This window comes from Nocardia ninae NBRC 108245 (assembly GCF_007990755.1).
Taxonomy (GTDB): Bacteria; Actinomycetota; Actinomycetes; order Mycobacteriales; family Mycobacteriaceae; genus Nocardia; species Nocardia ninae.
The window spans coordinates 1-21269 of sequence record NZ_BJXA01000006.1; the positions used below are offsets into that span (position 1 = coordinate 1).

Genomic DNA, 21269 nt, shown 5'->3' on the forward strand with positions numbered 1-21269 from the left:
GCAGGTGCTGCCGGTGCACCAGGCGCGGTCCCGTTTGGCTGGAAGGCATTGGCTCCGGCGATGCCGGCGAACAACAGTGTCGTGGTCAGGCCTGCGATGGCCGCGGTTCCGATCGTGCGTTTCATGTAGAGCCCCTTCTTATCTCGAAGTGGTCCAGGTAGTTCGAATCTTCGACGCGCTGAGCGCGCATGACCGCGAGCAAGCCCTTCGACACCGTACTGATCGGGGATCGGCCCCTGCTGGGGCTCACGTATTCCGCCGTCGGACTTGTGCCTGGTGGTCGTCGTCGCCGAGCGCGAGGCTCGGCGACGACGACGAACAGTTCGGGTTTCGCTTCGGCATCGGACAAACCATTCGACCACCTAGCGGCGGTGTGTCGAGGAATGCGTCGGTGAACCGATCGGCTGTTCACCTCGGAAGGCACCAGGCCTTATCGAGGACTATCCGAATCCGGGGATCTGGGGCAACGGCGGTACGCCTGGGAACTGCGGCAGCGAGGGCATGCCTGGAACCTGAGGCAATGGTGGCGTGCTGCCTTGCGTGCCGCCTTGAGCGCCACCTTGCGCCCCGCCCTGCGGGGTTTGGAGGCCGCCCTGTGCGCCGCCTTCTGCGCCGCCCTGCGCGCCGCCCTGCGGAGCCGTGGCACCACCTTGTGCGCCACCCTGAGCCCCGCCTTGCGCGCCACCCTGCGGGGTCAGGACGCCGCCTTGCGTCCCGCCTTGTGCTCCGCCCTGAGCGCCACCTTGTGCGCCCCCCGCCGGCGGTTCGGGCTGGTAGGCACTGGCACCGGCGACGCCGGTGAAGAGCAGTGTTGCGGTCGCTCCTGCGGCGGCCGCGGCTGCGATGATCCGATTCATGTGTGTAGCCCCTTCTCGTGTTGAAGTGGTACATGCGTACATGCTGATCAAACGTTCAACACAGTAGTGGCTCAGATCACAATCAGCAAAACTGGTCGGTATGAAATGGGATCGAAGTCGGGAATTCGGTCGGTTTCGGGGAGGCCCGCCGACGTCGTCTTGCGGCAGGAAAGTCGAATTGTCGGGCGGTTACGGCCCGGAATGCCGGTCGGCTCGACGCGTCGGACAGCGGAGCCGAAGCCCGTGCGCGTCGCCGCCGCGCCGAAGCGTGGCGGCGACGCCGAACAGTGCGGTTTGCCGCGACGTCCGACCCCTACTGCGGAAAGGTTATTACGCGAATTGGGGTGAACGCCGCGGGCGAGCCGATCGACTGCTCAGTCGCAAGACTGCACCGCGGTGAGTCTGCACGGAGAATGCGAAATTGCCAGGTTCAGGGCTGTTCTCAGCCCACTGTGCCGGTGCCTGCGCCTGGGGTGGTGCCGGTGCCTGCGCCCGGGCTCGTGCCGGCGCCTGCTCCGGTGCCGGTCCCCGTGCCTGTCCCTTCGTCCGTGCCCGTGCCCGTGCCCGTGCCCGTGCCCGTGCCCGTGCCCGTGCCCGTGCCTTCGCCCGCGCCGGGGGCGCCGCCTGCACCTGGGCTGGTGTTGGTGCCTGCGCCTGGGGTGGTGCCGGTGCCTGCGCCCGGGCTGGTGCCGCCGTTGTCTGCGTCCTGATCAGCGCCGGTGCTCGGGCACTCTGCCGGCTCGGTCGACTCGGCAGGCGCTTCGTCGTCTTTGGCGGGCAGGCCGGCGCTGCCGGAGCTGGGCAAGCCGGCTGGCGCGCCATCCGGCTGGGTGCCGCTCTCGTCGCTGGTGCCGTTGTCGCTGTCGGCCCCGTTGTCGCCGCTGGTGCCGTTGTCACTGCCTGCACCGCTCGGGTCGCTCTCGCTGGTGCTGGGTTCGCTCGGCTTCTTTTTGTTCTTGGCCGGGTCTTCGGTACCGCTCTTGCTCTCTGGGCACTCCTTGGGTGCGGTCTGGCTCACCCTCGTGAATCCGCCGACCGAATCCTCGGTCTGGAATGTATTCGCCCCGGCGGCACCGGCTAGCAATAGTGTCGCGGTCAGCCCTGCGGCCGCGGCTCCGATCTTGCAAATCATATGTGTAGCCCCTTCTCGTTTCGAAGTGGTACATGCTGATCAAACGTTCAACACGTTAATGGTGATCCTTCGAAATGAGCAGGACGTCGGTACCGTAGGCAAGTCCCTTTCGCTTGCGCGCACCAGCCCACATACCGGTAATTCCAATTGGTATGGCGCCTACCAATACACCGGATACGCCTGTTCCCCCACGGCGGATAATTAAACCCCCGCAACCGAAATCATTGGCAATGAACGGGACATGACCGAACAGATGCCCGGTCATGTCCCGTTCCGTGTCGAACTACGGAGCTATGGCTGCCTTCGCGGGGACCAGCGCGCCGAGCGCGATGTTGTCGCCCGCGTCGGGCACCTCGGTGCCGCGCAGGGAGGTGCCTGCGGTCTCCCGGAGGAAGCACCAGGCGACCAGGCCGACGAGGCTCGCGCCGACCATGTAGACGGCCGGGAACAGCGACCAGCCGGTCCCCTCGATGACGGCCTCGTTGACCAGTGGGGCGGTGCCACCGAAGGCGGCGGTGGAGAGGTTGTAGGCGAGCGCGAAGCCGGCGTAGCGGACGTGCGTCGGGAAGATCGCCGGGAAGGTGGAGCTGATGGTCGCCAGCTGCGGAACGTACAGCAGGCCGAGCACCACGAAGCCGGTGATGGCCCACACGGTGCCCTGCCCCATCAGCCAATACATCGGGACGGCCAGCGCGGCCAGGCCGACCAGCGAGAACAGCCACATCGGGCGGCGGCCGACCTTGTCGGACAGCCTGCCGAAGAACGGCAGCACCAGCATCATCACCGTCTGGCCGATCAGCATCATCGCGGTGGTGTCGGACTCGCCCATGCCGATGGTTTTCTGCAGGTAGGTCGGCTGGTAGGTGAGCAGGGTGTAGTTCACGACGTTGAGCGCGACGACCAGACCGGCCAGCGTGAGCAGCTCGCGCCGGTAGGTGGTGACCAGCTCGCGCAGGCCACGCAGGCCGCCGGGCGGCTGGTTCTCCTCCTCAGCGACTTCGGTAAACACCGGGCTCTCGTCGAGTTTCGACCGCAGATACCAACCGACCAGGCCGAGTGGCACGGCGAGCAGGAACGGGATGCGCCAACCCCAGTCGTGCATGGCAGCCGAGCCGAACGCGAGCTGGCAGGTGAGCACCGTCGCCGACCCGCCGACGAAGCCTGCGAGCGTGCCGAATTCGAGGAAACTGCCGAGGAAGCCGCGCTTCTTGTCACTGGCGCATTCGGCCAGATATGTTGCGGCACCACCGTATTCACCGCCGGTGGAGAAGCCCTGCACGACGCGCAGCGCGATCAGCAGGATCGGCGCGAGCACACCGACTTGGGAATGGGTCGGCAGCAGGCCGATGGCGCCGGTGGCCGCGGCCATCAACAGGATCGTGGTGGCCAGCACCGCTTTTCGGCCGATCCGATCGCCGAGCGGACCCCACACCATGCCGCCGAGCGGGCGCAGCAGGAACGAGATGGCGAAGCCGAGCATGGTGCCGAGCGTGCCCAAGTCGCCTGGGAAGAAAGCGTCGGTCAGGTAGGTGGCCGTCGCGGCATACACGCCGTAGTCGAACCATTCGGTGGCATTGCCCATTGCGGAAGCGGCGACCGATCGCCGTAGTGGAAAACTCCCCGGGTCCCCATCACTCACGTGCGCGTCCTCTCCAGCCCGTTGAACGGACCTCGTTTCGGCCCGCCTCCGGGTCCTGACACCAGAGACTGGGCACGAAATAGACCGATACCCACGTTTCATCCGACGCAAACAGGGCATCCCGGTGTGCCCACCTCTTACGAGTGCTGCGACCTGCGGAGGAGGGGGTGGTTGTGAGGATGGTCACGAATTGATAACGGACCGAAAATCGCCAGCGTTGGCTCGGTGAACACCTCGCGCACGTTTCTGTCGCCGAACTCTGCGTGGTCGCCCTCTTCGCGCCGCCGGTGGCCGAGTTCGGTCTCGCGCATCCGGTGGGTCACCCGGTTGCCGCGGCGGCCCCCGGCTTGACCAAACCTGCTTCATAGGCGAACACCACCGCCTGCACCCGATCGCGCAGACCGAGTTTCGACAGCACCGAGCTGACATGGGTCTTCACCGTGTGCTCGCTGACCGTCAGCGCCGCGGCGACCTCGGCGTTCGAGAGGCCACGGGCCAGCTGGCGCAACGTGTCTCGCTCCCGCTCGGTCAGTTCGTCCAGACGGCAGGCCAATTCGGGCCGTGGACGTCCGCGCTCGGTGAGTTCGGCGATCAAGCGCCTGGTCACCGTCGGCGCCAGCAGAGCCTCGCCGGCGGCGACGACGCGCACCGCGTCGGCCAGCTCGTCGCGGCGAACATCGTCGCGCAGGAACCCGCCGGATCCGGCCCGCAGGGCATCGTAGACATATTCGTCGACATCGAACATGGTGCGCACCAACACTTTCGCTGAGGTCTCGGGTCCGACGCCGGCCACGGTGATCACCACGGTCAGTACGGCATCGACCGCGTGGGGCGGGAACCGTTCGATGACGCCCCGGGTCGCCGGGCTGGTAAGCCTCACAAGCGCTCAGTCTGGTCGGCCCGCGAGCTTCGTCGCCTCACTCTCCAGGCTGATACCGTCCTCATCCCTACGGGTGAGGTTGGGCCGCAGCCACTTCGGTGCTCATCAGCCCACCTGCTCGGCCAGAAACTGTTCCCGCGTCCGTTGACCGGGTCACGGCTTCCAGTCGGTGGTGTGCAACCAGGTTTCGAGGGTCTGCAGGGCGGGGTGATTTTTGCGGAGGGCGGCGGTGTCGATGGGTTCGTCGGGGCCGTCGTTGAAGTAGGCGAACATCTGCGCCACCTGCTCGTCGAAGGCGCGGACCTGCTCGATCGGCACCTGGTTGCTGCGGGCGGGCAGGCCTGCGACGCGGCCGAAGGTCTCGGCGATCTGGGGTGGGGTGAGGCGGTCGCCCGCGAGGGGGACGGCGCGGCCGAGGTAGTCGGCGGGACGGTCGAATGCGAGGGCGGCCAAGACGCCGATGTCCTGTACCGAGACGAGCGAGAGCGGGATATCGGCGCGGACCGCGAGATTCAGCACCAGTTCACCGTTTTCGTCGACAATGGGTCGATTGAAAGCGTTGAAATTTTCCATGAAGAAGACCGGGCGCAACACAGTGGCAGGCAGGTCGAGCGAGGCGATGTGCGCCTCGATGGCCGTCTTCGCCGCGTAATATTCGACGCCCGAGTTCTCGTCCGCGCCTTTGAGCGAGCTGTACACCAGATGCTCGATACCGGACGCTTTCGCGAGGTCGGCCACCGCTTTGCCGCGTCGTTGCTCCGCCTCGATGCCCGCGCTGGTGATGTGCACGCCGGTCATCATCGTCAACATCATGAAGACGCCGTACGCGCCGTCCATGGCCGCTCGCACGGAATCGGCATCGTCCAGGTCGCCTTCGATCAGGTTGGCCCCGGAGGCACGCAGCGTGCGGGCCGCCGGTGCGTCGAGATCGCGAACGAAAGCGTGCACTTCCCAGCCACGTTCGAGCAGTTGCACGGTGGTCGCCCGACCCTGCTGTCCGGTGGCGCCGATGACCAGAACCGGTCCTTTGTTGCTGTTCATGTCAAACTCCTTCGGGTGTTCTCCTGTTGAGTAAGACGTTAGAGACGGGCGGCGGTCTGGTCCTGTTACCAATACTGCTACCCACAAAGGGAATTCGATGACCGAAAACCACCGCGCCGAACTCGCGGCATTCCTGCGCGCACAGCGCTCCCGGGTGCAGCCCGCCGACGTCGGACTGCCACCCGATATGGAACCGGGCAGGCGGCGCACCCCCGGTCTGCGCCGCGAGGAAGTCGCCGAGCTCGCCGGCGTCAGCCTCACCTGGTACACCTGGCTCGAACAGGGCCGCAAGATCGCGGCCAGCCCGCAGGTGGTCGACGCGCTCGCCCGCGCACTGCGCCTCGATACCGGTCAGCACCGGCACCTGCGCAGGCTGGCAGGGCTGGCCGATCCGGTCGCCGCCCCGCAGCCGGGCGAGGAGCGGGCGCGGCTGCAACGGCTGGTCGATTCGATGATGCCGAGCCCGGCCGGAATCCATGACGGCCGTTTCGATTTCGTTGTCTGGAACGACGCCTACGCACGCATCCGGATCGACCCGGCCGAGCTCGCGCCCGAACGCCGCAACATGGTGTGGATGATGTTCACCGACGAGACGAACCGAAAAGCCATGCGCCGTTGGGAGCCTGCCGCCCGCGCGGTGCTGAGCCAGTTCCGCGCCGTGGTCGGCCGTCGCCCCGACGACGAGCGGCTGGCCGCGCTGGTTGCGGTGCTGAACGAGGTGAGCGTCGAATTCCGCACCTGGTGGTCGGAGTACCCGGTCCAGGAATTCCGCGCCGCCACCATCGGCATCGACCATCCCACGGCGGGCGCTCTCGACCTCGAGCTCTTCCAGCTCAGGCTGGTCGAGAACCCGGACCTGCTCCTGGTCGTGCAGTTGCCGTCGACCGAGGACGACCGCAGGCGCATCACCGCCGCGCTGGCTTGATCAGCCGCTCGCAGGCCAGTTTTCCTCGATGATCAGTCGGCCGGCGCGCACCGCGGCCGCGTGGTGCTCGGCGACCAGGTCGGCCGGGTACGTCGGCCAGAGGGTGATGGCGCCGCTGGCCTTGTCGATGGTGCTCACCGTGCCGCCGATGGGCAGCGGGCTTGGCGGAGTGCGGTTTTCGGTGGGCGGCGGTGGCGTGAAGATGGCGACGACGACGAAACAGCTGTCGAATTCGGTGATCCGATTGGTGATCCCGCGCCCGGCGTCGTCGTCGAAGGACAGGTAGCGCTCGGTGAGGCGTTCGGCCTCGGCGAGGGTCACCGGGGTGGTGCACTCGGTCGGGTAAGCATGGATGTCCATGGTGTCGACGGCGGCCACCGGCGGTGGCGCCAACTCCTTTCCGCAATCCTGGTGCCCCACTGTGCCGTACGCGCGCGGCGGCTGCTCGCGTTGTCCGGGATTTGCTATCGGACGGCAGAGTTTGCCGGACGGTCGAAGTGCACGGTGGCGAGCATACGGCGAGCCAGCAGTTCGGGGTCGGCCCCGTCGGCGAGGCTCGAATTATCCAGCGCCCCTTCGCGCCACAGCGCGGCGAAACCGTGCACCAGCGACCAGGCGGCCAGCTGGGTGGCCTGCTGCTGCTCGACGTCGCCGGGCAGGTTGGCGGACACGCCGGAGCGCAGCGCCGCAGCGGACTTCGTGCGCGCCTCGGCCAGGCGCGGATCGTCGGCCCGCAGCAGGCTGTGCCGGAACATCACGTCGAAATGCCCGGGGTGCTCGCGCGCGAAACGGATATAGGCGACGGCGACCTCGCGGAAGTCGGCACCGGCCTGCGTCAGTTCGGCGGCGAGCAGTTCGAATCCGTCGATGGCCAGCGCGGTCAGCACCCCCGCGCGATCGCCGAAATGGTGCGCGGGCGCCGCGTGCGAGACCCCGGCCCGGCGGGCCAATTCGCGCAGGGACACCGCGTCGACCCCGTCGCTCGCGATCTGGTCGGCCGCCGCGGCCAGGATGGTGGCCCGCAGATCGCCGTGGTGATAGCCGCTTTTCGCCATGCCTCGATGGTGCCCGAGAATCTAGTCATTGACAAGTTGGCGGGTCGGACCTTATCTTTCCAGTGTCAAGATTGATCGCTAGAACGTAGGAGACCCTGATGGCACCGCTGGTTGTACTCGCCGTCGTCACCGCACTGGCCCGCCTCATCGGCCGGCTGGCCGGACCGGACTGGCTCGACTCGTGGCCCCACGCCGTCGCGCTCGGTCTCGCAGCCATGTTCGCGCTGACCGCCAGCGCCCACTTCCTCTCGCCGCGCCGCGAAGCACTGGTGGCGATGGTGCCGCCGAACCTGCCCAACCCAGCCGCCCTGGTCGCCCTCACCGGCGTCCTCGAATTGGCCGGCGCGGCCGGACTGCTCATCCCCGCCACCGCGAAACTCGCCGCCGCAGCCCTGATCCTCCTGCTGATCTCCCTGTTCCCAGCCAACATTCGCGCCGCAAAAGCGGACCTCGGCATCAAGACCATGCCCCTACCGCTGCGCGCCTTGGTCCAGGTTCTCTTCATCGCGTCGCTGGGTGTGGTCCTATTCGCCTGAGCACCGGACAAGCCCGCCTGCGCAACGAAAGACGTTGCGCAGGCGGGCCTTCTCCGGTGCCGCCAGTCGGCATCAGCAGTTCCAGCCGGTTCGGTCATCCGTCAAGAAGCGGCTCGCAGACCTAGAATGCATCGCGCCTGGCCGGCGACAACAGGGTTACAGCACGGCTTGGGTTTGTGTCACCTTGGCGACGAGCTTGTTCGCGTCATCGCGAATCTCGGTCTCCACCACTATGAATGAACGCCCCGCGTGCAAGGGGGTGGACGAGGCGGTGGCATAGCCGGAGCGAACTGCCCTGACGAAGTTGGTTTTCGATTCGACGGTGGTGGTGCCTGCCCTGCCTTCCGGCAGATTCAGGTAGGCGCACACCGCGCCGGTTGCGTCCGCCAGTGACATCAGGACGCCGCCGTGCAGTACACCGCCCAGCGTGCACAGGGATTCGTTCCGGGCGATGCGACTGCGGACCAGGTCGGGGCCGTGCTGGAGCACCTCGATATCGAGCCGTTCGGTGAACGGCATGGTCTGGTGGAACAGTTCGGTGCCCGTCTCATCGATCATGTTCGCGATCCTGCCCGACCGGGTGCGCCCGGTCGATTACCCGCGAGGTAATCCTTCTCGGTCCGATCGGCTGCGTCGTACGGCGTGGGTGCCCACTACGACTATCACCAGGGTCGCCGTGAGCCCGCCGTACAGCATGACGCTGGTGGGCGAGCCGCGGTCCACCACGAAGCCGCCGGCCAGCGCGCCGAGCGAGATCGTTGCCTGGAAGGAAGCGGTGAACAGCACCGAGGCCGCCTCTGGTGTATCAGGCGCGGCCTTGGCGAACCAGGCTTGCGACGACACCGGCACCGCGCCGTACCCGATACCCCAGACGATCAGGAGCACCAGCGCGCCGGCCTGCCACTGGCCGAGCAGGGGTAGCAGCAGGGTGGCACCCGCCAAAAGTGCGGCGGCACCGCCGAAGGTGGCATGGGGATGCTGCTCGATCGCCGCGCCGCCCAAAAAATTGCCGAGAATGCCTGCGGCACCGTAGATCAGGAGCAGCAGGGTGACCATGCCCGGCCCGAGATGAGTCACCTGTTCGAGAAACGGAGTGACGTAGGTGTAGGCGCCGAAATGCGCGAGCACTACGAGAAATGTTGTCAGCAAGGCGAATCGGACGTCTACGCCGCGAAGTAGCCCGCGTAATACGGCAACTCGGGTCGTCTGTTGAGCGGGTAGCGGCGGCAGAAACATCACCAGCATGCCCAGCACTCCGGTCGCGAGCATCCCGACCACCACGAATGTCGTTCGCCAGCCCGCGATCTCGCCGAGAAACGTGCCTGCCGGCACGCCCAGCACGGATCCGAGCGGAACCGCGGCGAAGATCACCGCGTTGGCTCGGCTCACCGCAACCTCGGGCACCAGCCGGTGGGCCAGCCCGGCCGCGATGGACCAGAACCCGCCGATGGAGATGCCGACCAGCACCCTGGACGCCAACACCACCCAGTACGCAGGTGCGAATGCCACCAGCGCGTTGCTGAGCACAAGCAGAAACATGAACAGGCACAACATGATTCGCCGATCGATCCGTCCGGCGGTGACGATCGCGACCGGCGCGGCGACAGCGGCGACCAGTCCGGGCATCGTCATCATCAGCCCGGCCATACCATCGGAGATGGTGAAGTCGGCACCGATCGAGGTGAGCAGGCCGATCGGCAGGATCTCGGCGGTGACGATCGAGAAGATCGCGAGCATCACCGAGACGACGGCGAGCCAGCCGGTCAGCGTGCTGCGGGGGGATACCGAAGGAGGTGCGAAAACCGTGGACACGGCGCCCAGTTCACCAGCGGGTCGACCGTTGATCCGGCGGGTTTACGCCACCACCGTATCCAGGGCGAAAACCCGCTCAGCCGCGCCCGGTGCGCATCGGGGCGAGGAATTCGGCGTTCGTCTCGGACTTGCGCAGCCCCTCCAGCAGCAGGTCGAGCGCCTGTGGGGCGTCCAGGGTGGCGAGGGTCTTGCGCAGGGTGTGGGTCGCGGCCAGCTCGTCGGGTGCGAGCAGCAGTTCGTCCTTGCGGGTGCTGGACTGACCGATGTCCACGGCGGGGAACACCCGGCGGTTCGCGGCGGCGCGGTCGAGCTTGAGCTCGGCATTGCCGGTGCCCTTGTACTCCTCGAAGATCACCGTATCGGCCAGTGAGCCGGTCTCCACCAAGGCGGTGGCGATGATGGTGAGCGAGCCACCGTTCTCGATATTGCGCGCGGCACCGAGGAACCGCTTGGGCGGGGCGAGCGCGGAGGCTTCCACGCCACCGGACAGCACCCGGCCGGAGCCGGGGCTCGCCAGGTTGTAGGCGCGGGCGAGGCGGGTCAGCGAATCGAGCAGGACGACGACGTCGCGGCCCATTTCGACCAGCCGTTTGGCGTGTTCGATGGCGAGCTCGGCGACCGCGATGTGTTCGCGGGCGGGTTGGTCGAAGGTAGCGGCGGCCACGTCGGCGGGGACGGCCCTGGTCAGGTCGGTGACCTCCTCGGGGCGCTCGCCGACCAGGACGAGCATGAGCTCGCACTCGGGGTGGTTCTTCGCGATGCCGTGCGATATCGCTTGCAGCACAGAAGTTTTGCCCGCTTTCGGCGGCGCGACGATCAGCGCGCGCTGGCCCTTGCCGATCGGCATGACCAGGTCGGTGACGCGGGTGGTCATGGCGTGCCGCTCGGTTTCCAGGCGGAGGCGTTGGTTGGGGTAGATCGGTACCAGGTCGTTGAAGGCGGGTCGGTGGGCGATCTTGTCCGGGTGCTGCCCGTTGACCGTGTCGACGGTGCGCAGCGGTGCGGGTTTGCCGTTGCCACCGGCAGATTGTGTTGTGCCGGTGAGAAAGTCGCCGCGGCGCAGGTGGTGTTCGCGGATCAGTCGTTGCGGCACGGGAATGTCGCTCGGTCCGGGCAGATAGCCGTCGAGGCGCAGGGTGCCGCGGTTGTCGGTGAGGTCGAGGATGCCGGTGACGGTGCGGGCCGGGTCTTGTTCGGCCGCACCGGCTTCGGTGGGGTTGTCGTTGATTGTGTGGGGGTTCATGGGTTTTCCTTACAGAGGAGTGAGTACGGCGAAACAGCCGTGAAGGCGACGACGAGCGTCGCGAGCAAGATCCTCGGGGTATTCCGGAACGGCTCTGTCGACCGGGTCGGAAGGGGGGATCTCAGAATTCTTGCGGGAGAACTAGCTACATCCACAAGTAGAAGACGTGGCCGAGAGTACAGGTTCGATCTTCGGCGCGCAATGGTGTCGTGCACCGGGCTCCGGACGGGCGGCTGCAGCCACACACCATCGTCTGCTACCAGCTCAACGACCCCTGGCGGATGAATATTCCCGTGACCCGGGCGAATGCGCTGCCCGGATACGACAAAGCCCGGCAGATGACGTGGGGGACACGTCGCCTGCCGGGCTTCTGCGGTGTGCGCTGCTGCTTATTCGTACACGGAGTTGTAGAACTGGATCGCGCTGGCGATGCCGACCGGAACGCCGAGCACGATCATGCCCGCCGCGGCGCCGAGCGCGATGCCGACGCCCGCGCCCGCGATGCACAGGCCGATCGGACCGGCGAAGAAGGTCGGCACGACCAGCGGAGCGCCGATGATCGCACCCGCGACGCAGCCGAGCGCGCCGCCGACGATGGTGCCGACCAGGGTGCCGATGGCGGTGGCCAGGCCGAACTGGGTGGCGGCGGTGCTCAGCGCGGTGTTGAAGTCGGCGCCCGCGACATCCTTCGCGGCGACCGGCTGCAGCATCGACGCGGGGTGGGCGTCAGCCGCATCGGTGCTCGGGGTGAAAGTAGCGGTATTACCGTCGATTTGAGCCGCAATCGGCCATTCCATACCGTCTTTGAGATACGTCAGCGGCATGCCAGCAACCAGGCGGCCCTGATTGTCCAGCACCTGGAATTGTGTGCCCTGGGTCGTCAGTGACCCGGCGTCGGTCTTCAACACGACCGATTTGTCGACCACATTCGCGGTGTAGTGGATGCCGGGCAGAATGTCGGTTTGCACGGTCGACCCCGGGGCAGGGGCCGGCGCGGCAGGTTCCGCGTACGCGGTGCCGCTCGTGATCCCGATAGCCGCGATGACCAGGGTGGACGCGGCAGCAAACTTCTTGACCCTCATACTTTTCAGACACTTTCCTCAGCAGGAGCACCGTCGGCCCGCAGGGGGCTCGAGCCGGCGCGGCCCATCAATACGAACCTCTGAACAGGCTCGTCGCCCTTTGTTTCAAACAAGTAACAGGAGGCGCCAGGAAAGCGTCAAATAGAAGTGATCTGTGTTAAAGAAACATAAATTCAGACATTTAGCTAACTCTCAGCATCTATTAATGTGGCGCGCGACACGTTATTGCACAAATGGATGCAGCGGCTCAGCTGATGCGGCCGACGACCGCACCGGGCAGCAGCGGCAGCGCCAGACCCAGCAGTCGCCACGGCCATGCCGGCACGAACGCCCGCCGCCGTTCCTTCTCGATCGCACCGACCATCGCGGCAACGCCCTTGTCCAGCGGCGCCACCAGGCGCGCATCGCCCGCTTTGGCGGCCATGTCGGTGGCGATGAACCCGGGCAGCAGCGTGGTGACCGCGATCGGCGACTTGGCCAGCTCGGTCGACAGCGCCTGTCCGAGCGCGTCCAGGCCCGCCTTGCTCGCCGAGTAGGCGGCCTTCTTACCCGGCAGCCCGCGCACCGCGCTCATCGACGACACCAGCACCAGGTGCCCGGCGTTCTGTGCGCGGAAGATCTCCAGCGCCGCCTCCGCCTGCGCGAGCGCGCTGACGAAATTCGTTGTCGCGGTGGCGATATTGGCGGCGGCCCGGCCGCTGCCGATGACCGCGCCCTTGCCGAGCCCCGCATTGACGATGACCCGGTCCAGTCCGCCGAGCTCGTCGCGCAGCTCGCCGAATACCCGCGGCACGGCCGCGTGCTCGTTCACGTCGAGCGCGCGGATCGCCACGGTGATCCCCGGATGGGCCGCGACGAGCTCGTCGCGCAGCGCCTCGAGCGCGGTCAGCCGTCGAGCGCACAGGGCGAGATCTCGGCCCTTGCTCGCGAAGTCGCGCGCCATGCCGGCGCCGAGACCCGCGCTCGCACCGGTGATCAGAATCTTCGTCCTCGTCATGGGCTGACCCTAGGCCCTGGGCCGAAGTCCCATCCAGCCCCGGATGCATCCGGCCGGACTTCGACACCTAGCGAGAAGACCGGGTCAGCCGCCTGCCGATCCGGTGCTCGGCTGCGGGGGCAGCAGGCGCCACGGGCCGCAATTCACGGTCTTGAAGGCCACGTCGGTCGCCTTGATCTCGGCGCGGATCGGACCGAGCCGGGTGAAGTTGTTGCCGATGATGTATTGCATATTCGTGTTGTCGCCCTCGACCTTCCAGAGCCTGCGCCAATCGCAGGCGTAGGCCGGGTCGGGCGTGCCCGGCGCCTCCCAGATGCCGGGGAAGATGTCGATCCCGACCAGGTAGAGGCCGTCCTCGGGCATCGTGTTCGCGGGCTCGGCCGCCGCCGTCGCGGCGCCGAGCAGGGTCATCGCGGACGTCATGGCGCCGGCGATCAGGAAGGCATGTGCACGCATGGCGACGTTCTCCTCGAGTCGTGCTGCAACCGCCACGCAGCGGCTGACCTGGGGATCCCCGAATCTCCGGGGCCAAGATCTACCAGACACCTCGGAAGAATGTGGGCGTATTCACTTTTCTTGTGTCGGTGCATAGCCAAATCGCGCACGATGTTGTCATCGACCTGGGCCGCCGCGATATCCGAGGTATGACATGTGCTCAGCTCGGGTCCGGCCGCAAGATTCGACGGCCGAGGTCCTGCGACGCGCAGTGCGCGGGTTTGTGCACCGACTCGGGACTGGCCGCGTTGCTGGCGACGGACCGGGCCCTGCTGCACTGGCGAGCGATGCGTGCGCTGAACGACAGCGGGCTGGCCGAGCAAGCGGTGCAGGAGTCACTGCTGCGGGCCTGGCGTTCGTGCGCGTTCTTCGACGAGACCAAGGGCAGCGTCCGATCCTGGCTGCTGACGATTCTGCGCAACGTCCTCATCGACATGATCCGCGCGCGGGCCGCGCGGCCGGGCGACACCGGCTGGGACGAAGTGGGCGAGCTCAGCGACATCCGCTACGCCCACCCCGATTTCACGGAGGGCCTGGTGGACGGGCTGCTGGTCGCGGACCTGCTGTCCCGGCTGCCCGCACCGCAGCGCGACGCCGTGGTCGAGGTGATCCTGCGCGATCGCGCCTATCAAGAGGTCGCCGATGACTTCGGGGTCCCGGTCGGCACGGTGAAGACGCGGGTGCATTACGCCCTGCGGTCGCTGCGCAGCCTCCCGCGCGGCGCTTGATCCCGAGGGTTGCCGACGGCGGTCGGACGCGACGGCTGCGTGTCTTCGGTTCGGGGACGCAGGCAGAGGGTGGCGAGCAGGCCGACTGCTCCGCTGACCGAGACAACCGCGCTGGCGGGCGCGAATTGCGCAAGAGCCCCCGCGGTCACGAATCCCAGCCCCTGCCAGAACATCAGGCCGGCGGTCTGCACCGCAAGGGCACGAGACCGTAAGTGTTCCGGGGCCACTTCGATCAACAGTCGGTCGAGCCCGAGGTGATAGGCGAAGCCCATCCCGGACAACAGCAGGATCGGCGCGACGATCGCCAAGCTCGGCTGGAACCAGAAGCTCAGCACCGGTACGAAGACCAACGCCGCGAGATAGGGCACCAGTCCGCGCTGCCGGCTCGCGGTGAGCCGCCACATGGCCAGAAACTCCCCTAGGACGGTCCCCAAGGGGAGCATGGCCATCATGATGCCGAGCTCGACGCTGGTGAAACCGTGCGCGTGGGCATAGGGATTGGCCAACGCTTCGGCGAAGACGGACAGGGCCGGGACCGCCCAGCCCAGAAACAAGATCCGCCGTAACGGCGCGATGGCCAGAATCCCACGGAGGCCGGTGATCGAGTCCCGCAGCAGGGAACTGTCGGTGCGGCCGCCGGCGGGACGCCTCGCAGTGCCCAGCCGTAGCAGCACCGCCGAGACGAGAAACATGGCCGACTGGATCCAGAGTGCGCTCGACGGCGACATGACAACGAGCAGTAGGCCGCCGCCGCCGAAACCGACGATCTGTGCTCCTTGGGCGACCAGGCGAAACAGGCTTCTGCCTGGTACATACGCGGCATCCGGGAGAATCTCCGCGAGCGTGGCTGCTCGGGTGCCTGCGAATATCGGACTTATCGAGCCCATGACGAACACCAGGCACAGCAAAGCGAAGACCGGCATTCCCGGCATCGCCATCGCGGCCGCCAGCAGTGTGGTGGCCAGGTTGCAGGACACCAGCAGTCGTCGCGCCGGAACCCTGTCCACGAGCGAGGAGAACAATGCTCCGGCGAACAGGTGCGGCGTGAATGCCAGCGCGAAGACCAGCGCGGTAAGCAGCGGAGAGCCGGTGCGCCGATAAACCAGAACGCTCAGCGAAAACTCGGCTATCACCGTGCCCAGCATGGAAATGACGTGCGAAGCGAAAAGGACCCGGAACTCGGGCACCGCAAACGCATCGCGATATCGTAACCGGGAATCGTCTGCGTGCCCGGTAGTCGCAGATTTACTCTTCACCATATCCGATATCCGTTGGTCTGGCGATTGCCGATGCGATTTTCGATCATACTGCGTCGCGCTCCGCTGTGGGAACATCGGACAATGGGACTAGACCACACTGGCAACTTTATGCCAGCATCCGCGATGCGGTTGATCCCCGCTCGGTAGCGCTGGCAGACTCGGTGAGGCAACAAATCGGGAACCAGCACCATTCGAGGGGGTGGCGGCATGCTGTACAGCGAGTGAGAATGAGCGCAGCCGGGCCCGATCACCTCGGGTCCGGCTTTATCGACGTCGCAATAGGTAAAAGATCATTACTCGCCACCTCAGGAGCTGGTGTGACGAAAATACTCGCGTACGATCCACTGGATCCCGCTGTGCTGGATAATCCTTATCCCGTGTACGCGGAACTCCGGTCCGCCGGCCCGATATTCTGGCATGAACGGATGCACTGCTGGGTCCTCACCCACTACAGTGATTGCCAGGCTGTTCTGCGCAACAACGGCGTTTTCGCCTCCGACTGGCGACGAATCGGAAAGGACGTGCCGGACCCCCAACTCGGCCTGCAACTTCTCGATCCACCGGATCATGGCCCACTGCGAAGCCTGTTCACCAATGCGCTGCGGGCACAAGATCTCGCAGGCCTCACGCGTCGAGCGGAGAACACCGCGGAGTCCTTGCTGAACTCCGTGACAGCGGGCGAGGAGTTCGACATGATCCACCGCATTATCGCCCCCTTGGCGTTGCGCACGGTGTCCGACCTGGTCGGGACCCCGTGCCCGGCCCTGGACCTGTACGACGCCATCTCCGACGCCATTGTGCGCAGCATGGACGCCGGGCTGGATCCCTCGGTCAAGTCGGCCGGCGTTGCGGCGCGTGCCCGGCTGAACGAACTGGTCGATGCATGGTTCGCGGCCGATCCCAGACCTGGACTGCTGTCGGAAGTAACCAGAACAAAGGTTTTCACAGACCTGCCGGAGCCCTATATCAGGAATACGACGAGAATCGTTTTCCAATCCGGGTACAGCTCGATCGTAGCCGGCGCGGGCAACATGATGCTCGCCCTCTTGGAGCATCCCGGATCTATCGAACGTATGCGTGATCCCAAAATAATCTCCACCGGGTTCGAAGAGCTGATGAGATACGATTCCTCGGTACAGGGCACCAGTAGGGCAGCTACGGAAACGACATTGATTCACGATACCGTGGTAGAGGCTGGTCAGATCGTTCTCATGCTGTTCGGATCGGCGAATCGAGATCCAGCGGAGTTCCAGGATCCGGACACGCTACTCCTGGACAGGTCGCCGAACAAGCATCTTTCGTTCGGCCGCGGTCCGCACTCATGTATCGGAAACCTGTTCACCAAAATAGTTCTTCAGGTGCTGATACGTACGTTGCTGCGTCATCCTGCGGAGTTGCAACTGGCCGGCATTCCGATCCGTAAGCGTACGGCTACCGTGCGAAGTCTCGCTGAATTGCCTGTGCGATTCATTCCTGCAGCCGGATGATTGCATTACGACCCTCTGCAGTAGCTAGAACTCATGGAAGCGCAGGTCGAGGTGTGAATCTGTCAAAGTGAAGGAGCATTCGACTCCGTAGCCGGGCAACCACCCTGCTCGGGCGACCATGAATCCCGCCTGGAAGCGTGTGTGCGCTTGCAGATCGTCCATGATTTCGGCGAACCGCCGCCGCATCGTTCGGACGCTCACATTCATGGTCCGTGCGACGACTTCATCCCGGCTGCCGGTCGATAGCGCGCGCAGCATCTCGAATTCCTGGCGAGATAAACTGCCGGAAGCTTGGTAATGCATGTATATCTTCTTCCGCTGACCTGCGCCGAGGTGCGCCACTGCCCTCCGCTGGGTTGGTGACCAGGCTAGCTCGAAACGTTAGCAGCATTTGAAGAGCCTTTATAGACAACACTTTCCGGGGGTTGACCGATAGTTCGATCCAGTTCGCGAACCTATTCCGTATCGGCCTGTGTATTGATGAGAAGTCGAAAAAGACATCTCGTATCGGTATCTTCGACTCGTTCGCGGGCCCGACGTTCGCCGGCAGTACCCGTCCGCGCTGATGCCGACGCCGCTGCGAAGACCGTGCCGAAGCGACTTGTTCGTCACTTGCCTGGGGAAGGCGCATGCGCATCTCTTCGAGGTCACGAGTCGCGGACTCGCCAGCCGGTAGACGCTATGCTCTCCTGTAACAACAGCACCAGCAGTAACACCGAGAGCGATTCCGCTTAGCTCGACGGGCTGGAACGGCTCACGGGACCATCACGGGACTAGGGAGCTGCTTTGTCTATCTACCAGGCGTTCTTTGCGAAATCAGGCATCGTCCGGGCCGGCCTCGGGTCCGCCGTCACGGCCGCGGTCACGGTGACGCTGTCCGGTGTGGTTCCGGGCACCGCTACCGCCACTCCGGCGCAGTCGGAGGCGGCGACCAAACTCGCGGGCAAGACCGTGTTCGTCGATCCCGGCCATCAAGGATCCGGACACGGCGAGAACGTCGTCAAGCAGGTCAGCGACGGACGCGGCGGCATGAAGGACTGCCAGACGACCGGCATGACCACGGTGCACGGCGTGCCCGAGCACACCATCAACTGGAATGTCGCGCAGCTGGTGAAGACCTCGCTGGAGCAACTCGGCGCGCAGGTGGTGCTGAGCCGCCAGGACGACGTGGGCTGGGGCGGCTGCATCGACGACCGTGCCAGGGCCGCCAACGAATCCGGCGCCGCCGTCGCGGTGAGCATTCACGCCGACAGCGCGCCCGCCGACCAGCGCGGCTTCCATCTGATCGTGCCCGAGCTGCCCATTCCCGACCCGACGATCAACCACATCCAGTCCACTGCCGGGCTGGCCGCCTCGACCGCGATGCGCGACGCGTACGTGCAGGCCGGATTCGTGCCTGCGGCGTACGCGAGCCCGCACGGTTTGCAGTCGCGCCGGGATGTCGCCGGGCCCGCGCTCACCGCGGTACCCGATGTGTTCCTCGAGATGGGTAACGGGGCCAACGCCGAGGACGCCGCGCTGCTGGAGAGCCAGGAAGGACAGCTCAGGCACGCCGTCGCCATCACCACCGGGCTCGTGAGTTATCTGCTCGGCCCGCAAGCGGTGACGCCGAATGTGGCGGGCGAGCAGCCTGTCGCGGCACCCGTGCCGCAGCCGGCGGCGACCGAGCCTGCGGTTGGGATACCAGCACCACAGCCTGCCGCGGTCGAACCCGCACCGCAGACTGCGCCGGACCTGCCGGCACAAGCTGTACCGCAGGCCGCGCTGGACCCGCAGGCTGAGGCGGCACCGCAGGCTGCGCTGGACCCGCAGGCTGAGGCCGCGCCGCAGGCTGCGCTGGACTCGCAGGCCCTGGCGGCGCCGCAGGTCGCGCTGGACCCGCAGGCCCAAGCTGTACCGCAGGCAGTACCGGACCCGCAGGCCCAGGCCGTACCACCGATGCAGACGGCACCGCAGGAACTGGCGCTCCCACCGGCCGACTCACCGTCGCAGCCGTCTCCGCCAGCGATCGAACCGCAGTTGGCATCGAATCCGCCGCAGCTCCAGTCACATCCGGCGGCGACCGAGCCGCCCGCGCAATCGGCGCCGGTACCGCAGGCCGCTCCGCAACCGAACTCGCCGCAGCTCCAGCCGCATCCGGCATCGACCGAGCCGCCCGCGCAATCGGCGCCGGCACCGCAGGCCGCTCCGCAACCGAACTCGCCGCAGTGGCAACCGTCTCCGGCGTCGATTGATCCGCCCGGACAGTCCGCACCGGCACCGCAGGCGCAGACCGCACCGCAAGGTCAGTCCTCGCCGTTCACCCCGGGCCCGGGCACCCAGCAGTCGCCGACCGCGCCGGGCACCCAGCAGTCGCCGACCACACCGGGCACCCAGCAGAACCCGAGCCTGCCGGGAACCAAACCACCAGTGGACGAGTCGACCGACATGTCCGCCGTCCGCGAGATCATGGACATGGTGCTGACCATGCTGATGCCGTTGGCGAAGGCGCTCGGCGTGGACAACAACATGGTCACCGCCGAGCTGATCAACCTCGCCTACGCCTTGGCGGCGAAGTTCATCGCTCCCGCCAAGTAACCCCAGCAACGACCGGACGTCACCCTCGCCGAGGGTGACGTTCGGCTTTCCCGAGGCCGTCGCGCCGCGCAGTAGGGTGGTCGGCGTGGCTGACCGGATTCCTGTTGTCATCGTCGCTGGGTTTCTCGGTTCCGGGAAAACAACGCTGCTCAACCACCTGCTGCGCAACAGCCGCGGCACCCGAATCGGCGTGGTCGTGAACGACTTCGGCGCGATCAATATCGACTCGATGCTGGTCGCCGGTCAGGTCGACGCGATGGTCTCGCTCGGCAACGGCTGTGTCTGCTGTGCGGTCGACGTCGGCGAGTTGGACGACCTGTTCACTCGGCTCGCGCAGCCGCGCGCCAAGATCGACGTGATCGTGGTGGAGGCCAGCGGGCTGGCCGAGCCGCGCAATCTCATCCGGATGGTGGTGGGCAGCGAGAATCCGCGCATCCGATACGGCGGGCTGGTGGAGGTGGTCGATGCCGAGCAGTTCCCGGAGAGCAGTGCGCGCCATCCGGAGCTGACCACGCATCTGCGGCTCGCGGACCTGGTGATGGTCAACAAGGCCGACCGGGTGCCCGCCGCGCAGGTGAACACCTTGCGGCAGGACATCGCGGAGCTGATCGGGCAGGTGCCGGTGTACGCGACCACGCACGGTCGCATCGAGCCCGGCCTGCTGTTCGACGAGCCGATGCGCGAAACCGCACGGGTCGCCGAGCAATTGAGCTTCGACGAGCTGCTCGACGACCACGATCACGACCACATCGAGCATCACCATCTGCACGACGACTACGTCACCGTCTCCTTCACCAGCGAACGCCCGCTGGACCCGCGCGGCCTGATCGGTTTCCTGGAGGATCCGCCGCCCGGCCTGTTCCGCGCCAAGGGCTTCGTCGCCTTCCCCATCGCCGATGAGCGCCGGAAGTTCGTGTTCCACCTGGTCGGCAGGCACCTGGTGTTCGAGCCGGAGAACTGGGCGCGCGGCGAATCCCGCACGACCCAGTTGGTGCTGATCGGGGCCGGCCTGGACATCGACCTTGCGCTGAAGCGGTTGCAGGACGCCGTGTACCTCGACGACGACCCGCTCGATCCGCAGACCTTGCTGGGTGTGTGGCGCTATACGCCGCATTGACCGACGAGGTTGGCGCGTTCGGTCCGAAACTGGCGCGTTCGGTGCTGGCGGCGGCGCCGGGCGGACACGAGACTGTCCTGGTGCCCGCCGCGTCGGCACGTGCGCAATGGTGCGAACTTGCCGTGCGTGGTGTCGGGTCGGCGCACCGAATCATGATCGAGACGTTTCGTTCTGCGACCGATGGGAGTTTTCCGTGTCAGATTCGTTGGAGAGCGCCACCGCGTACGTGATCGAAGTGCTGGAGGCCAAAGGCACTGCCACGCGCGACGACTTCGACGTTCCGGGGATCGTGGCCGAGTCACATGCCGTCGCCAACAGCTGGAATTTCCGCGCGATCGAGAACGCCACGTTCTGGGGGATCGTGGCGCGCTTCCTGAAGTCGTGAGAGCACAAGGCGCTGCGCCGAC

Annotated in this window: 22 protein-coding genes; 7 read left to right on the forward strand and 15 right to left on the reverse strand. The window is 66.3% G+C overall.

Going from position 1 to position 21269, the window contains the following annotated elements:
* Positions 1-440: 440 nt before the first annotated feature.
* The 5 genes from NN4_RS06730 to NN4_RS06750 form a co-directional block, all read right to left on the reverse strand.
* A complete protein-coding gene (locus NN4_RS06730) occupies positions 441-857 on the reverse strand; it encodes a hypothetical protein (protein WP_147129108.1) in 417 nt (138 codons plus the stop codon).
* A gap of 442 nt (positions 858-1299) precedes the next feature.
* On the reverse strand, positions 1300-1989 hold the full coding sequence (locus NN4_RS06735; protein WP_147129109.1) for a hypothetical protein: 690 nt from the start codon (positions 1987-1989) through the stop codon (positions 1300-1302).
* 283 nt (positions 1990-2272) lie between these two features.
* Complete coding sequence (locus NN4_RS06740; protein ID WP_147129222.1) at positions 2273-3571, reverse strand: MFS transporter; 1299 nt, start codon at positions 3569-3571, stop codon at positions 2273-2275.
* 376 nt (positions 3572-3947) lie between these two features.
* The gene (locus NN4_RS06745) at positions 3948-4508 is read right to left on the reverse strand and encodes a LuxR C-terminal-related transcriptional regulator (RefSeq protein ID WP_147129110.1); all 561 of its coding nucleotides are present in this window, start codon (positions 4506-4508) and stop codon (positions 3948-3950) included.
* Positions 4509-4661: 153 nt separating this feature from the next.
* Complete coding sequence (locus tag NN4_RS06750) at positions 4662-5549, reverse strand: NmrA/HSCARG family protein (protein ID WP_147129111.1); 888 nt, start codon at positions 5547-5549, stop codon at positions 4662-4664.
* Between the two features lie 97 nt (positions 5550-5646).
* Here NN4_RS06750 and NN4_RS06755 point away from each other — a divergent pair, with 97 nt between their 5' ends.
* Positions 5647-6474, forward strand: coding sequence for a helix-turn-helix transcriptional regulator (locus NN4_RS06755; protein WP_147129112.1), 828 nt, complete (start codon positions 5647-5649; stop codon positions 6472-6474).
* Here NN4_RS06755 and NN4_RS06760 read toward each other — a convergent pair whose 3' ends face one another.
* Positions 6475-6867, reverse strand: coding sequence for an SUKH-4 family immunity protein (locus tag NN4_RS06760; protein WP_135232669.1), 393 nt, complete (start codon positions 6865-6867; stop codon positions 6475-6477).
* Between the two features lie 71 nt (positions 6868-6938).
* Positions 6939-7529: a TetR/AcrR family transcriptional regulator gene (locus NN4_RS06765; RefSeq protein ID WP_147129113.1), complete on the reverse strand. Its 591-nt coding sequence runs from the start codon at positions 7527-7529 to the stop codon at positions 6939-6941.
* Between the two features lie 98 nt (positions 7530-7627).
* On the opposite strand from NN4_RS06765, the gene NN4_RS06770 reads away from it, so the two are divergent.
* Positions 7628-8065 carry a DoxX-related protein gene (locus NN4_RS06770; RefSeq protein WP_147129114.1) on the forward strand — a complete coding sequence of 146 codons (438 nt, stop codon included), beginning with the start codon at positions 7628-7630 and terminating at the stop codon, positions 8063-8065.
* A gap of 156 nt (positions 8066-8221) precedes the next feature.
* Here NN4_RS06770 and NN4_RS06775 read toward each other — a convergent pair whose 3' ends face one another.
* The 6 genes from NN4_RS06775 to NN4_RS06800 form a co-directional block, all read right to left on the reverse strand.
* Positions 8222-8623, reverse strand: coding sequence for a PaaI family thioesterase (locus NN4_RS06775; protein ID WP_147129115.1), 402 nt, complete (start codon positions 8621-8623; stop codon positions 8222-8224).
* A 36-nt stretch (positions 8624-8659) separates the two neighbouring features.
* The gene (locus NN4_RS06780; RefSeq protein ID WP_246180740.1) at positions 8660-9877 is read right to left on the reverse strand and encodes an MFS transporter; all 1218 of its coding nucleotides are present in this window, start codon (positions 9875-9877) and stop codon (positions 8660-8662) included.
* Between the two features lie 76 nt (positions 9878-9953).
* Positions 9954-11120, reverse strand: coding sequence for a transcription termination factor Rho, short form (locus NN4_RS06785; protein ID WP_147129116.1), 1167 nt, complete (start codon positions 11118-11120; stop codon positions 9954-9956).
* A 389-nt stretch (positions 11121-11509) separates the two neighbouring features.
* Complete coding sequence (locus NN4_RS06790) at positions 11510-12202, reverse strand: DUF8020 domain-containing protein (RefSeq protein ID WP_147129117.1); 693 nt, start codon at positions 12200-12202, stop codon at positions 11510-11512.
* Positions 12203-12449: 247 nt separating this feature from the next.
* Entirely contained in the window at positions 12450-13199 is a 750-nt protein-coding gene (locus NN4_RS06795) for an SDR family oxidoreductase (RefSeq protein ID WP_147129118.1), read from the reverse strand.
* Positions 13200-13283: 84 nt separating this feature from the next.
* Entirely contained in the window at positions 13284-13655 is a 372-nt protein-coding gene (locus NN4_RS06800; protein ID WP_246180741.1) for an Rv1352/Rv1906c domain-containing protein, read from the reverse strand.
* A gap of 128 nt (positions 13656-13783) precedes the next feature.
* Between NN4_RS06800 and NN4_RS06805 the strand changes: the two genes are divergently transcribed.
* On the forward strand, positions 13784-14422 hold the full coding sequence (locus NN4_RS06805) for a sigma-70 family RNA polymerase sigma factor (protein ID WP_246180742.1): 639 nt from the start codon (positions 13784-13786) through the stop codon (positions 14420-14422).
* Here NN4_RS06805 and NN4_RS06810 read toward each other — a convergent pair.
* The gene (locus NN4_RS06810) at positions 14380-15756 is read right to left on the reverse strand and encodes an MFS transporter (RefSeq protein ID WP_147129119.1); all 1377 of its coding nucleotides are present in this window, start codon (positions 15754-15756) and stop codon (positions 14380-14382) included. The genes NN4_RS06805 and NN4_RS06810 overlap by 43 nt on opposite strands.
* Before the next feature lie 242 nt (positions 15757-15998).
* Between NN4_RS06810 and NN4_RS06815 the strand changes: the two genes are divergently transcribed.
* Positions 15999-17168, forward strand: coding sequence for a cytochrome P450 (locus tag NN4_RS06815; RefSeq protein ID WP_186818306.1), 1170 nt, complete (start codon positions 15999-16001; stop codon positions 17166-17168).
* Positions 17169-17192: 24 nt separating this feature from the next.
* Here NN4_RS06815 and NN4_RS06820 read toward each other — a convergent pair whose 3' ends face one another.
* Entirely contained in the window at positions 17193-17510 is a 318-nt protein-coding gene (locus NN4_RS06820) for a LuxR C-terminal-related transcriptional regulator (protein WP_147129121.1), read from the reverse strand.
* Positions 17511-17954: 444 nt separating this feature from the next.
* On the opposite strand from NN4_RS06820, the gene NN4_RS46850 reads away from it, so the two are divergent.
* From NN4_RS46850 to NN4_RS06840, 3 genes are all read left to right on the forward strand, one after another.
* Positions 17955-19745, forward strand: a complete 1791-nt coding sequence (locus NN4_RS46850; RefSeq protein ID WP_371865627.1) for an N-acetylmuramoyl-L-alanine amidase — start codon at positions 17955-17957, stop codon at positions 19743-19745.
* Positions 19746-19830: 85 nt separating this feature from the next.
* Positions 19831-20862 (forward strand): CobW family GTP-binding protein, encoded by a 1032-nt coding sequence (locus tag NN4_RS06835; RefSeq protein WP_147129122.1) that lies wholly within the window; start codon positions 19831-19833, stop codon positions 20860-20862.
* Positions 20863-21055: 193 nt separating this feature from the next.
* Positions 21056-21247 carry a hypothetical protein gene (locus NN4_RS06840; RefSeq protein WP_147129123.1) on the forward strand — a complete coding sequence of 64 codons (192 nt, stop codon included), beginning with the start codon at positions 21056-21058 and terminating at the stop codon, positions 21245-21247.
* Positions 21248-21269 lie beyond the last annotated feature (22 nt).